Genomic DNA, 13,425 nt, shown 5'->3' with positions numbered 1-13,425 from the left:
TATCAGATAGTAAATTTTAATTTCGAAATTCGGACACACCGGAGGATTTCACCGAGATGAACGTCTTTTATGCAAACAAATTACGACAAACGATTTTCCATGCAATGCAGATGTTTTCAACTCCAGCCGTTTCTGTCTCCGTTATTCAAAACGGAGAGATTATTTTTTCAGAAGGATTCGGTACCCGTACACTTGGGAAAAACGAATCTGTGGATGATCAGACATCCTATGCAATCGCATCGATGTCGAAATCGACCGTTTCAGCATCACTGGCAATATTACACGAGCAAAAAGCGTTTGATTGGGAAGACCCTGTGAGTAAATATCTTCCTGAATTTCGACTATACGATGATTTTGCATCGAAAGAAATCCGCGTACTTGATCTGCTGATCCATAACTGTGGTTTAAGAAGTGAAAGCGCAGGAACAATCTGGTATGGTTCCGATTATTCAAGAACAGAGATCATCCGAAAGCTGCGATTTCTTCGTCCAGTCAGTAGCTTCCGAAGCAATCAGGCGTATCAGAATGTGTGTTTTCTGGCAGCCGGTCTTATCATTCAGGCAATAACCGGACAAACCTGGGATGATTTTGTAACCCAGAATATTTTTTCTCCTTTACATATGTTGCGAACCTTTCCAAATATTGCCTCTTTGCGATTATCCGGCATCGGAAACATTGCTACACCACATGCGATGATTGATGGCAAATTATCGATCATCCCATATCGGGATCATGACAACGTCGGACCGGCTGCGTCGGTTCACTCCACCTCGCACGATCTTGCGCAATATCTGCTGATGTTCCTCAACCACGGTTCATTTGAAAACCGTAGCATTTTATCTCCGGAATCGATAGACTTTATTCACAAGCCACATATGTTATACACCCAATCTCAGGAAGAAACCATCATTCATCCACGAATGCGGTCAACATTTCCAACGTTTGGATTAGGTTGGCGAGTACAGGATTATTGCGGAATGAAAAGTGTCGGGCATTCCGGAGGCGTGGACGGTATGCGCGGACGCATGGAGATGCTGCCTGAAATAAACAGCGGCGTGGTTGTTCTGACCAACAGTGAAGATCGGAGAACGTATTACAGCACGCTTTACACAGCACTGGATATGCTTGCAGGATTCGAACCAGTTGACTGGGTTGAAGCATGGAAAAAAGATCCGGAATCCAATAAACAACTGTCTGTACCTGAAAAAATTCCGAACACCAATCCATCCCTTGCTCTGAATCAATATACAGGAATCTATCAGGACAGCGCTTATGGAGAGCTCTCTGTAAAGCAAGAAAACAACAACCTGGTGTTGCGCTTTTCACACACGCCTGCTTTTACAGCTGATCTGGAACACTGGCATTACGATACCTTCAGGATCACATGGCGTGATCCATATATTCCAAAAGGATTGGTAACATTTTTAATCGGCAGCAACGGGAAAGTAAATGCCCTGCATCTGGATCAGCCAAGACTTTTGGATGTCGATTTTTCAGAATTGGACGACGCTATTCGTAAAATTAACTGACCAGGAAGTTTTGACCAACTTTTTTGAAGAATTACTTCAATCTATTGCAATAAATTTAAATGTTGTGATAAAATAATAGCCGTTCAACGAAATTGGCCGAAGAAAAAAAGAAAGTTCAAGGTTCGGTCAATTAAGGAACAGCAAATCGCGGGCATTGTTCAGTGGCAGAACGGTAGCCTTCCAAGCTACATACACGAGTTCGAATCTCGTTGCCCGCTCAAAAACAGTCCTGATGGGCTGTTTTTTTTATACTCCTCAAGGAATATCAATCTCGCCGTTTTGTGCAAAAATTGCGAGGATAAAAAGAATTGATCCTGCTAAAATCTTGAAATCAGGAGCGAAACGATGGATTGGCTTGACAGGTTGAATAGTGCAGTCTCATATCTTGAAGAAAACCTGACAGGTGTAATTGATTATCGTCATGCAGCACAGATCGCCTGTTGTTCGGAATTTCATTTTCAACGTATATTCTCCTACATCGCCGGGATTCCGTTATCCGAATATGTGCGCAGAAGGAAAATGACCGAAGCAGCATTTGATCTGCAGCATACAGACATGAAAGTAATCGATACAGCTCTCAAATTTGGATACGAGAGCCCTACTGCATTCAATCGAGCATTTCAGAATGTCCATGGAATTGCACCTTCCAATGCTCGGGCTGAAGGTGTGAATCTGAAAGCATATCCACGTATTCGATTTCAATTATCTGTTACTGGAGGATCAGAAATGAATTATCGTATTGAAAAAAAAGCTGCTTTCAAAATTGCAGGAATCAAAAAACGCCTGCCGGTGAACGTTGAAGAAAATTTTACAGAGATTCCGCAATTTTGGAATCAATTCATGCAATCGGGTCTGTCTGAGAAACTTTGCGCCATCATGAATTCCGAACCCTCAGGGATTTTAGGCGTCTGTGCGATGGAAAATGATGGAAAAGAATTCGATTATTATATTGCCGCAGCTACCGCCAAAGAAATTCCGGATGAATTCTGCTCTTATATGGTTCCTGAGTCCCTATGGGCAATCTTTGAATGTATCGGAGCAATGCCGGATGCGATCCAGGAATTGGAAAAAAGAATTCTGACTGAATGGCTGCCAACATCAGGATATGAATATTCCAATGGACCAGATATCGAAGTTTATCCGGAAGGTGATATCAATTCTCCACTGTATAAAAGTGAAGTATGGCTCCCAATTCAAAAAAAGTAAAAAGGATCCTGACAGCCAACAAAAAAGTTTTACATTCTGAAATGTAAAACTTTTTGTTATTAAGAAACAGTTCCTTTCAATAATCAGTGATTCGAAATATGGAAAGGAATAATTGTTGTTATGTTGTATTTACGCTTTGCGTCTTACATTTTTATGATGAATGATTGATGGATTGATCTGCAATTGCGAGAAGGACATAAACCCGACTAAGCAATCTTTCTTCATGTGGTAAAAGATTGTTTCACCCACTACAGGGTAATAACAATGACAGGTTTCATCCATTCCATTCGACTTGTTTTCAAATCATTTCATGTAGATCATCATTCATTAAGGTAAAAGCCTTCAATAATTTCTGAGAATTTTTATTCGTTTCTCCGATTTTCCAAAAATCGAAATACTGATTTTGAATCGTTATAAAAGATTATTCTTTAGGTAGTGTATAATTTTCTTGAAGAAACTTATCCACGCCGTACTGCTTTATTTTAATAAATTTACTCCTTAATGCCTTTTTTCAAACCAGAACAGGTATCCTAATTTAAAAAAAGAGACCCGCGATGCAATATGATCTATCTGAATTCAAAAGAGAATTAGAGGCGGCAAGCGGAATGCAGGAAGCCGATCTTATTCTTGAAAACATCCGTTTGGTGGATGTCTACACCAATGAAATACGCCCTGCCTCCCTGGCAATTTATCATGGCCGCATAATTGCCATTAACCCTCAGCAGAATCATCCGGCAAAAAAACGTATAGACGGGGAAAATCAATTCGCCATTCCAGGATTTATCGATACACATATCCATATCGAAACGACCTTATTGACTCCGGAAGCGCTTTCGGAAGTCATCGTTCCATGGGGAACCACAACGCTTTTTGTGGATGCAATGGAAATCGCGAACGTTGCCGGAATCGATGGGCTGCTGGCTCTCATTAAAGATTCAGATAAGCTGCCATTTCGGATTTATCTGGAAGTACCATCCCGCGTTCCAACAGCCCCGGGACTTGAAACAGCCGGAGCTGTCCTGGGAGTTGAGGAAGTCAAAACACTGTTGAAATTGGATGAAACGCTCAGTCTGGGTGAATTAGATCCATCAAAAGTGCTCGGAATGCGTGAGGAATATCTTGAAAAAATCCTGGCCACACTGGAATCCCGCCGTATTTGCAACGGACATGCAATCGGATTATCTCCTGCCGAATTAAACATCTATGCAGCAGGTCATCTGGCTGATGATCACGAATGTGTCACTTTTGAAGAATTAAGGGACAGGCTGCGGGTAGGAATTTGCGCCCTGATACGTGAAGGAAGCAGCGAACGGAATACCGAACGATTGATGAGAGGTGTCATTGAAAACGGTTTGCCCACTGAAAATCTGATGTTCTGTACCGATGATAAACATGTCAATGATATTGTTCAGGAAGGTCACATCAGCTATAACATTCAGAAATCCATCGATATAGGGCTGGATCCGGTCGAGGCAATAAAGATGGCAACGATTAACGCGGCAAAACATTTTCATGTTGAGGCGATGTTGGGATCGCTCACACCAGGCCGTTACGCCGACATTGTCTTGCTTGAAGATATTCGATCCATTAAACCGGCACGGGTGTTTAAAGGCGGACAATTGGTTGCAGAAAATGGAATTGCCTTTCCGGCTCCTATAAAACCATACCCTGCCGACTTATTTGATACGGTGAAACTTTCCGCTTCGCTTTCCGCAGAAAACTTTCAAATACCTGCATCCGGGAAACGTGCCCTTTGTCGAATTATTACGCTCATTCCGGATCAGATCATTAATCGGGAAGATCACGAATGGATGCCTATACACAATGAGCAGATCGAAGCTGATCCTGGTCGGGATATTCTAAAACTATCAGTCATTGAACGGTATGGAAAGAATGGACACGTTTCAACCGCATTGGTTAGGGGATTCGGACTAAAAAAGGGCGCCCTTGCCTCATCGGTCTCTCATGATCATCACAACATTGTCATCGTTGGCTGTAACGATCAGGATATGCTGTTTGCTGCAAAAACACTGCGTGACATGAAAGGCGGTTTTGCTGCTGTCTGTGATGGTCAAATTGTCAACGCATTGCCTTTGCCGCTTGCAGGCCTGATGTCTATCCTTCCAGCGCGAGAAGTGATGGAACGCATGAATCAGTTAAATGAAGCAGCTTATCGTTTGGGCATTACGATGGCAGCTCCTTTTATGACACTATCTTTCATTTCTCTGCCGACAGTACCGGAATTGGGTTTAACTGATTTCGGACTGATCAACGTACATGACCATTGCATTACGAATCTGATACTACAAAAAGAGGATTGACTATTGGACGATCCAAATCTGTCAAATTATGTCGGAAAAAGGCTTGGCAGGGTTGACGGTTGGGAAAAAGTAACCGGAAAAGCCAGGTACGCCGGAGATTACTCGATGCCCGGAATGCTGGAATTAGCCGTCATCCGCTCAAGCGAACCGCATGCAATGATTACCGCACTGGATACCAGCAGCGTTTCGGATGACGTTTATGTCTTTACTGCTGCGGATCTTTCCGAAAATATCATTGAGGATATCATTAATGACCAGCCAGTTCTGGCCTCGGATCGAGTGCGTTTCTTTGGTGAACCGATCGCCATTGTCGCCGCTGATTCAAGAGAAGCAGCGCAACAGGCAGCCCGATCAGTTGTAATATCCTACCAAAAATTACCAGTTGTTGACAACCCGCGTGAAGCAATTCTTCCAAATTCAGAAAAATTATTTGATCAAGGGAACCTTTTAAGTGAATTTCATCATACAAAAGGGGATCCGGATGATTCATTTGCTGCATGTGACCTGATTCTCGAGGATGATTTTTCTCTTCCGGTTCAAGATCATGGATATCTGGAACCCGATGCAGCCTTTGCTTATATGGACGGCGATATCTTAAGAATGCTGACATCCAGCCAGAATGTCTTCCACGATCGGCGCATAATTGCCCGTGCGCTTGGCCTCCCGCTTGATAAGATACAGGTCCAAGCGGCAACTGTCGGCGGAGGATTTGGCGGCAAAGATGGACATATTAATCAGGTTTTTGCTGCGCTGGTAACACTGAAGACTGGAAAACCGGCCAAAATTGTTTTTGATCGCACAGAAGTTATTATCGGAACGTATAAACGTCATGCCGCAGATATCCACATCAAGTTCGGATTCACACAAGATGGATTTTTTAAAGCTTTTGAAGGCAAAGCTTGGCTCGATACCGGAGCATATGCGGGTCTTGGTCCGGCTGTAATGGGATTGTTCAGCGAACATTTTGGAGGTCCATATCAGATTCCAAATGTCAAACTGGATGTGTATCTGGCATATACCAACAAACCGCCGGCACATGCCATGCGCGGATTTGGTGCGCCACAGGGAGCGTTCGCAACGGAAACACTGATCAGCCGTGCTGCCCGTCAATTAGGAATCGATCCGCTGGAAATCCGACGAAAAAATGCGCTGACAGAGGGATCCATCGGCACGCTTGGTCAGAAAATGGAACATGTCGTCGGACTGCGCGAAGCATTGACAGCAGTTGAAAATTCACAATTATGGCAGGAACACAAACAGAATCAAGATCCAGCCATCGGATATGGCGTTGCAGCCGGTTACCTAAGCTGCGGCTTGGGAAAAGGAATTCCCGATTCTGCAAAAGTCGAGATTTCTGAAAACGAGAAAGGCCATTATGTGATCCGAATCGGTCTGGTAGATATCGGACAGGGCAGCAAGACCGCACTCACAGCGATCGCAGCCGATGTATTAGATTGTCGAATGGAAAATGTAACAATAATCATGGCAGACACCAATACCACCTATGACTGCGGATCTACTGCCGGATCACGATCAGTTTTTATTGCAGGGAATGCAATCATCGCCGCAGCTAAAGAATTTCGCAGAAAAAAAGAAGAGAAGGCAGACAATCCCAAAGCCATCGGATCTGCGACTTTTCCAGAATCCAGTTTTTCTTTTCCGAATCCTGGTTTTCCGCATGCAATGTATACGTTTATTGCCCAGGCAGTAAAGCTGCAAATCAATCCGGTGAGTGGTCAGATCAGGCTGCTTGACATCTTCGCAGCGACCGAAGCAGGACACATAATTAATCCGCTTTCCATGGATGGGCAGATTCAAGGCGGAATCGTCATGTCACTCGGATATACTTTCGGTGAAGGAATGCAATATCAAGCCGGTATTCCGCAGCATCAAAGTTTTACCAATTATATTATGCCCACTGCAATGGATGTCCCGCCGATCAGGAACATTTCAGTAGACTCATACGAAAAATCGGGCCCAATGGGGGCGAAAGGAGCAGCCGAAGTGGCAACCGTTGTGATTGCACCGGCCATCAATGCAGCAGTCGAATCGATTAGCGGAGCAAAGTTAAACGCTCTGCCGTTAGATAATGAGAGTGTCTTAGCAGCTCTCAAAAACAAATAATTTTTCATGGAGGAACATATGAAGAAAACTGTAAAAGTGTTGTTTGTGCTATTGGTGTTATCGCTCCTTGTTACTGCTTCTGTTTCCGCTGCCGATGAGAAACTGAAAGTCGCTCTGATTCTGCCAGGTCAGGCTGATGACATGAGCTTCAATCAGGCCATGTACGATGCAATGATGCAAGTCGCGGATGAATATGCCGATAAAATCGAAGTGACCGTTGTTGAGAAAGTCTATGAAGTTGCAGATATCGAACCAGCGCTGATGGATTTTGCCAGTCAGGGTTATGACATCATTTTTGGGCATGGTTTTCAATTCCAGGAACCTTTAATTGCAGTTGCCGAAATGTTCCCTGAAACAGCTTTCTGTCTGGGCACTGGTTATTTGACGCTGCCGAATACGGCTGTATATGATGTCGAACTGGACACCGGCGGATATTTGATGGGTGTTCTGGCCGGCCTGATGAGTGAAACCGGGAAAATCGGCGTCGTGGGTGGAGCAGATGTCTCTGAAATCTTCCGCGGACATGAAGGTTATAAATATGGCGCTAAATCAGTCAATCCGGATATTGTGATTGAAGAAGTTTATACCGGTGACTGGAATGATTCTGCAGCCGCAAAAGAAGCTGCAATCAGTATGTATGATGATGGTGTCGATATCATCTGGCATTCCGGCGATGGTATCGGTCTCGGTGTCCTTGAAGCGGCAAAAGAAAAAGGTAAATTTGCACTTGGCAATGTCGCCGATCAGCATACGCTTGCCCCGGACAATGTCTTATCCGGCGTTGTTTATCAATGGGCTCCGATTATCAAAAACATCATCGATGATGTCATCAGCGGTGCATTCTTTAAAACCGATCCGCTTTTCTATTGGATCAATATTCCGAATGGCGGTTTAACCTATGCGCCTTTCTATGAACTTTCCGATAAGGTTCCTGCAGATGTTCAAGCACAGGTTCAACAGACGTATCAGGACTTAAAAGACGGAAAGATTGAACTGCCGGATTTCGAAGCTGCAAAATAATCGAAAACGACAATATTCTATGAAATAAGGCGGAAGTTTGAAAGCGCTGTTTTACGGATAATATTCGTTGATAAAGTCTTTCAAATTTCCGCTTCCGATATAAAGAAAAAGATGAGGCGATTTGGAAAAATTCGCGGTTGAAATGCGGAATATTACGAAAATCTTCGGCCATCTCAAAGCCAATGATGCCGTTGATTTTAAGTTGAGGGAAAACTCAATTCATGGACTTCTCGGAGAAAACGGAGCCGGGAAAACGACGTTAATGAACGTTCTCTACGGGTTATACCGTCAGGAAGAAGGAGAAATCTACATCCATGGACAAAAAACGGATATCGTTTCACCTTTAAAAGCAATCTCGTCCGGAATCGGCATGGTTCATCAGCATTTTATGCTTGCTCGTCCTTTAACGGTGGTCGAAAATATCATGCTCGGACGAAAATCCAGCCGCGGGATATTCCTTGACACCCGAAAAGTAGCCGCGGAAATCAGAGAGCTTTCAGACAGATATCATCTGATGGTAGATCCTTATGCCCGGATCTGGCAGCTTTCTGTCGGACAACAGCAGCGTGTCGAGATTTTAACGACAATTTACCAGGGAGCGAATATCCTGATTCTTGATGAACCAACGGCAGTCTTAACACCCCAGGAAGCGGAAACGCTATTTTCCATCTTGCGGCAAATGCGGGATGATGGAAAATCTATGATCCTGATCACGCATAAACTCGAGGAAATCTTATCCGTAGTGGATGATGTTACCATCCTGCGAGATGGAAAAATGATCAGTTCTTTCAAAGTCACACCCGCTACAACGAAAGAGGAACTTTCCCGTTTAATGGTAGGACGGGATGTTCTGTTTGATTTCAATCCGGCTGCCGTAAAACCAGGTAAAGAACGATTGGGTATGAAAGATCTCAGGGTCAAAAACGACAAAGGACTTCCTGCAGTAAATAACTTTTCACTTTCTGTCTCAGAGGGAGAAATTGTCGGTTTGGCAGGAGTTGACGGAAACGGTCAGAAAGAATTGGCTGAGGCGCTGACTGGACTGCGTCCGGCTGAAGGCGGAAAAATTTTCATCAACGGAATAGAAGCCGAAAATAAACCACCTGCGTTTTTTATCCATCAAGGTGTTGCTCATATTCCGGAAGACCGGCAAAACATGGGCTTAGCGATGGGATTCTGCGTCAGCAAAAACCTGATCATCAAACGATTCTGCCAGCAGCCCTATGCAAAAAATGGATTGATGAATTACAAAAACATAAAAAATCATGCCCAAAAGATGATCCAGGATTTTCAGATCAAGACGAATTCCACGGAAGATATTACCAGAGATCTCTCCGGTGGCAATCAGCAAAAAGTGATATTAGCCCGTGAACTTGCTGATGAGCCTTCCGTTCTGATCGCGAACCAGCCCACGCGTGGTTTGGATGTCGGAGCGACAGAATATGTGCGCTCACGTCTGCTCGAAGCACGCAGCAAAGGGGCAGCAATATTATTGATTTCAGCCGATATTGAAGAAATCATACAATTGTCAGATCGCATCGCTGTTATTTATAACGGCGAGCTAATGGGTATATTGCCAAAAGGATCACAACCGGAAACGATCGGATTGTTAATGATGGGGAAACGACAGGGGGAAAACACCGGTGTCAAAGAAAATCAATAAAATAATTCAGGCAATTTTTCCCGCTTTGTTGATGGTCTCAGGAGCCTTGCTGACTGGCGCAATTTTGATCATCATCTCAGGGAATGATCCAATTGCGGCATACGCTGCATTATTGGAAGGAGCCTTCAGCAACTCATACCGGATATCGGAAACGTTTGTGAAAGCCATCCCGCTGATGCTGATGGCTCTGGGAGTATCGATTGCATTCAAAAATCAGATTTGGAACATCGGTGCCGGCGGCCAGTTCACAATCGGTACAATTCTTTCCGTCATTGTCTGCCTTTATTTTAAATTACCACCGATCCCGACGATAATTCTTTCTTTTATTTTTGCATTTATTGGTGGTGCACTCTGGGGAGGTCTGGCTGGCTGGTTAAAGGCTCGGTTTAACGCGAATGAAGTCATCACAACACTCATGCTGGATTATATTGCCACTTACCTGCTTGCCTATTTGGTCTACGGTCCGATGATGGATCCGAACGGTTTCGGTTATCCGCAATCTGCGGTGATCGAGAAGGTTTTGCGTCTGCCAAAATTGATCGTCGGCGGCAGGCTGCATACCGGCATATTCGTAGCTATCGCAATTCTATTCTTGATGCTCCTGTTTTGGCGATCTACGCTCGGTTTTAAAATTGAATTAGCCGGTCAGGGAAATGACGTATCACGATATGCGGGTATTGATAACAAGAAGATTATCGTCATCACGATGTTGCTTTCAGGAGGACTTTCCGGAATCGCCGGATGGAATGAAATCCATGGAATCCACTTACGATTGATGACCGATTTGGCCGGCAGTTATGGATCGATCGCAATTGTCATTGCCTTGCTTGGAAACCTGAATCCGCTGGGAATCGCAATTTCGGCTTATTTCTTTTCAGTTCTGATTGTCGGCGGTAATACGATGCAGAATCTGACCGGAATTCCTTATTCGCTGGTTGATATTATTCAGGGACTGATTGTTGTTTTTGTGATTACCCGAACTGCATTTAGAACCGAAAGCATCCAAACCTTTTTCAGAAAACGCAGGTATCAACACAATGGATAACATCTTTACCGCTACTTTCTTCGTCAGTATATTTGCCAGTACCATCCGCCTTGCCACACCAATTTTATTGACGGCGCTTGGAGAAATCTACACGCAAAGATCCGGAATCTTGAACCTCGGGCTGGAAGGAACGATGACCATGAGCGCGATGGCCGGTTTTGTCTGTGCCTATTTCTCAAAAAACCTTTTCATTGGATTTCTTGGCGGGATTATCGTCGGGATGATTTGCAGTGCCTTCATGGCATTTCTCAGCATCACAGTCCGGGCAAACCAGGTGATTGCCGGAACAGCGCTGACCATTTTAGGCATCGGTTTTTCCTCATTCATATACCGGATCATTTTCGGAATTCAGAAACTTCCGCCGCAGGTTGAATCACTGACGAAATTCGACATTCCGTTATTGAGCAGTATTCCTTATATTGGAACGATATTTTTTCAGCACAATCTGATCGTATATCTTGCCTATATCCTGGCAGTCTTTTCCTGGATTGTCCTTGAAAAAACCACATTCGGCCTGAATGTGAAAGCTGTCGGCGAACATCCGCGGGCAGCCGATTCCAAGGGAATTAATGTTTCAAAAGTACGATACACAGCGGTAATAATCGGTGGTGCATTTGCCGGATTATCGGGCGCTTTTATGTCGATTGCCTATATGAATTCTTTTTCGGATACAATGATTGCCGGACGTGGTTTCATTGCCGTTGCCGTTGTAGTCTTTGCCCGCTGGAATCCGCTGCGGGCGATGGTAGGTTCCCTGCTGTTTGGAATAGCCAGCGCCTTACAAATTCGCTTTCAGGCAATCGGTGTACCGATCCCGAATCAATTTCTTCTCATGCTTCCGTACCTGGTAACTATTATCGCTTTGATTACCGTCTCTAAAAAGGCTGAATTTCCCAGCGCATATACGAAACCCTATTCGAGAATGGAACGATGAACAAACGGCAGAAAATTGTAAAAAGAATTTTACTGATCGTTGGCGCAGGGATTCTTCTGGGACTTTCCGGATTCCTGTTTCAGCATGGTTTCAATTTTCCATCGAAAAGCGCTGCCGAAAAACGGGCTAGAGCTTTCGCTGAGGAAATCAATCATCATTATTCAAAACCGGAAGGAATCTATTCTTTTCTCACACAAGATTACCGGAAAACGATCACAGAAAAAGAATTTGTTGAAGCATTTCTGAAAGAACGTTCCTATCCATATCTGACGCCATTATGGATCAATTTCAAGCGGATTGAGATGGCTGAGGACAACCTGAGCGGCACGGCATATTACGATCAGGCTGCCCGATTAAAAGGGATGGTTTATGAAGTACCGTTTGTCTACGAAAATTTCAATTACTACATGATTGATTTTGAAGAGTTTCCAGACGGGAGTTACTTAGAAAAATTTGATCATATTCCGAATTATCTGATCAATGGATGGGATTAATTCGAAATTTCGAATAAAGAGAGAAAACTTGTTGTTGCTTTTTTTTCGCAAAGTTGAAAAATAAATACAACAAGAAGTAATCCTCCTCATATTTCGAATCAGAAGAATATTTGTTTTTTAAATTAGAGCTTTTGTTTACAAAAAGAAGAACACATAGGAGAAAATCCGATGGATGTATTGTCAGTCAGCAGTATGGAAGAAGCAGTCAGTTTGTTGCATTCGAAGAGGAACGCAGCCATTATCGCCGGCGGCACCGATTTACTGGTAAAAAGAGCGCGCAACAAACTATCTGCCGATCCATTGATTGATATATGCGGAATATCGATTCTTAAAGGTATTTCTCATGAGGAGAATTGCCTCCGGATTGGCGCATTGACAACATTCGCGATGCTGGAACAAGAATTGGACGCCTATCCTTTTTGTGCTGCTCTGAAACAAGCGGCGTATGAAATGGGCGCGCCGCAGATCCGCAATCGAGCAACTATCGGCGGTAATGTAGTCACCGGTTCTCCTGCCGGAGATGGCATCGTCGCATTGTTGGCTTTGGACGCAAAAGTGGAACTGGTAAGTGAATCAGGGAAACGATGGATTGCACTATGTGATTTCTTTACAGGCCCGGGGAAAACAATCATCAAACCGGACGAAATCCTAACCGCATTGATCATCCCGCAGCAATCAGGAAAATCCTGCTTCTACAAAGTTGGGAAACGAAACGCATTGGCGATCGCGATACTCAGTGTAGCGGTTTATGCGGAAATCCGGGAAAGGAAATTTGAAACGATCCGTATTTCAGTCGGATCAGCCGCACCGATACCCATGCGGGCACTTCGAACCGAACAATTTCTTCTGAATCATGAAATGGAGGAAACCGCAGTCCATGAAGCTATCCGGTTAATCCGGAAAGAAATTTCACCGATTGATGATGTGCGCGCAACTGCAGCGTACCGTCATGAGTTAGCCGGGAACATTCTTCAATTCTTATTACAGCGATTGGGAATGTAGGTCAGGAAATTAGATCCATCGGGAAAAATTGATGGAATAGCGTTTTTCGCAAAAAAAACATCAAGGATTCTCGTTTATATTTCGATT

At 44.0% G+C, this 13,425-nt stretch carries 10 protein-coding genes and 1 tRNA gene; all 11 read left to right on the top strand.

Features of this window, described 5'->3' with window-relative positions:
- Nucleotides 1-56 precede the first annotated feature (56 nt).
- The 11 genes from ATC1_RS07830 to ATC1_RS07780 all read left to right on the top strand — a co-directional run bounded on the left by ATC1_RS07830 (nt 57) and on the right by ATC1_RS07780 (nt 13,338).
- A complete protein-coding gene (locus ATC1_RS07830) occupies nt 57-1,529 on the top strand; it encodes a serine hydrolase (protein ID WP_062279998.1) in 1,473 nt (490 codons plus the stop codon).
- 147 nt (nt 1,530-1,676) lie between these two features.
- Nucleotides 1,677-1,747, top strand: a tRNA-Gly gene (locus tag ATC1_RS07825).
- A gap of 127 nt (nt 1,748-1,874) precedes the next feature.
- Entirely contained in the window at nt 1,875-2,735 is an 861-nt protein-coding gene (locus tag ATC1_RS07820; protein ID WP_062279994.1) for an AraC family transcriptional regulator, read from the top strand.
- A gap of 554 nt (nt 2,736-3,289) precedes the next feature.
- Nucleotides 3,290-5,056 (top strand): adenine deaminase, encoded by a 1,767-nt coding sequence (ade, locus tag ATC1_RS07815; RefSeq protein WP_062279991.1) that lies wholly within the window; start codon nt 3,290-3,292, stop codon nt 5,054-5,056.
- A gap of 3 nt (nt 5,057-5,059) precedes the next feature.
- Nucleotides 5,060-7,180 (top strand): xanthine dehydrogenase family protein molybdopterin-binding subunit, encoded by a 2,121-nt coding sequence (locus ATC1_RS07810; RefSeq protein ID WP_152024265.1) that lies wholly within the window; start codon nt 5,060-5,062, stop codon nt 7,178-7,180.
- Nucleotides 7,181-7,198: 18 nt separating this feature from the next.
- Nucleotides 7,199-8,200, top strand: a complete 1,002-nt coding sequence (locus ATC1_RS07805; protein ID WP_062279988.1) for a BMP family lipoprotein — start codon at nt 7,199-7,201, stop codon at nt 8,198-8,200.
- A gap of 121 nt (nt 8,201-8,321) precedes the next feature.
- Complete coding sequence (locus ATC1_RS07800) at nt 8,322-9,863, top strand: ABC transporter ATP-binding protein (RefSeq protein WP_152024264.1); 1,542 nt, start codon at nt 8,322-8,324, stop codon at nt 9,861-9,863.
- On the top strand, nt 9,844-10,908 hold the full coding sequence (locus tag ATC1_RS07795; protein WP_201777259.1) for an ABC transporter permease: 1,065 nt from the start codon (nt 9,844-9,846) through the stop codon (nt 10,906-10,908). The genes ATC1_RS07800 and ATC1_RS07795 overlap by 20 nt, the downstream gene beginning before the upstream one ends.
- Nucleotides 10,901-11,842, top strand: coding sequence for an ABC transporter permease (locus ATC1_RS07790; protein ID WP_062279985.1), 942 nt, complete (start codon nt 10,901-10,903; stop codon nt 11,840-11,842). The genes ATC1_RS07795 and ATC1_RS07790 overlap by 8 nt, the downstream gene beginning before the upstream one ends.
- Nucleotides 11,839-12,336 (top strand): hypothetical protein, encoded by a 498-nt coding sequence (locus ATC1_RS07785; protein ID WP_062279982.1) that lies wholly within the window; start codon nt 11,839-11,841, stop codon nt 12,334-12,336. Before ATC1_RS07790 ends, ATC1_RS07785 begins: the two co-directional genes overlap by 4 nt.
- 168 nt (nt 12,337-12,504) lie before the next feature.
- Complete coding sequence (locus ATC1_RS07780; RefSeq protein WP_062279978.1) at nt 12,505-13,338, top strand: FAD binding domain-containing protein; 834 nt, start codon at nt 12,505-12,507, stop codon at nt 13,336-13,338.
- Nucleotides 13,339-13,425: the final 87 nt, after the last annotated feature.

Source organism: Flexilinea flocculi (genome assembly GCF_001192795.1).
GTDB classification, from domain to species: Bacteria; Chloroflexota; Anaerolineae; order Anaerolineales; family Anaerolineaceae; genus Flexilinea; species Flexilinea flocculi.
Note: the sequence above shows the minus strand (reverse complement) of the source record. Positions and strands in the feature narration are given on the sequence as shown.

What these genes read in the sequence shown, in the direction of transcription:
- ade (WP_062279991.1), top strand. Translation starts at nt 3,290, where the DNA reads ATGCAATATGATCTATCTGAATTCAAAAGAGAATTAGAGGCGGCAAGC.
- ATC1_RS07820 (WP_062279994.1), top strand. Translation starts at nt 1,875, where the DNA reads ATGGATTGGCTTGACAGGTTGAATAGTGCAGTCTCATATCTTGAAGAA.
- ATC1_RS07780 (WP_062279978.1), top strand. Translation starts at nt 12,505, where the DNA reads ATGGATGTATTGTCAGTCAGCAGTATGGAAGAAGCAGTCAGTTTGTTG.
- ATC1_RS07805 (WP_062279988.1), top strand. Translation starts at nt 7,199, where the DNA reads ATGAAGAAAACTGTAAAAGTGTTGTTTGTGCTATTGGTGTTATCGCTC.
- ATC1_RS07830 (WP_062279998.1), top strand. Translation starts at nt 57, where the DNA reads ATGAACGTCTTTTATGCAAACAAATTACGACAAACGATTTTCCATGCA.
- ATC1_RS07790 (WP_062279985.1), top strand. Translation starts at nt 10,901, where the DNA reads ATGGATAACATCTTTACCGCTACTTTCTTCGTCAGTATATTTGCCAGT.
- ATC1_RS07785 (WP_062279982.1), top strand. Translation starts at nt 11,839, where the DNA reads ATGAACAAACGGCAGAAAATTGTAAAAAGAATTTTACTGATCGTTGGC.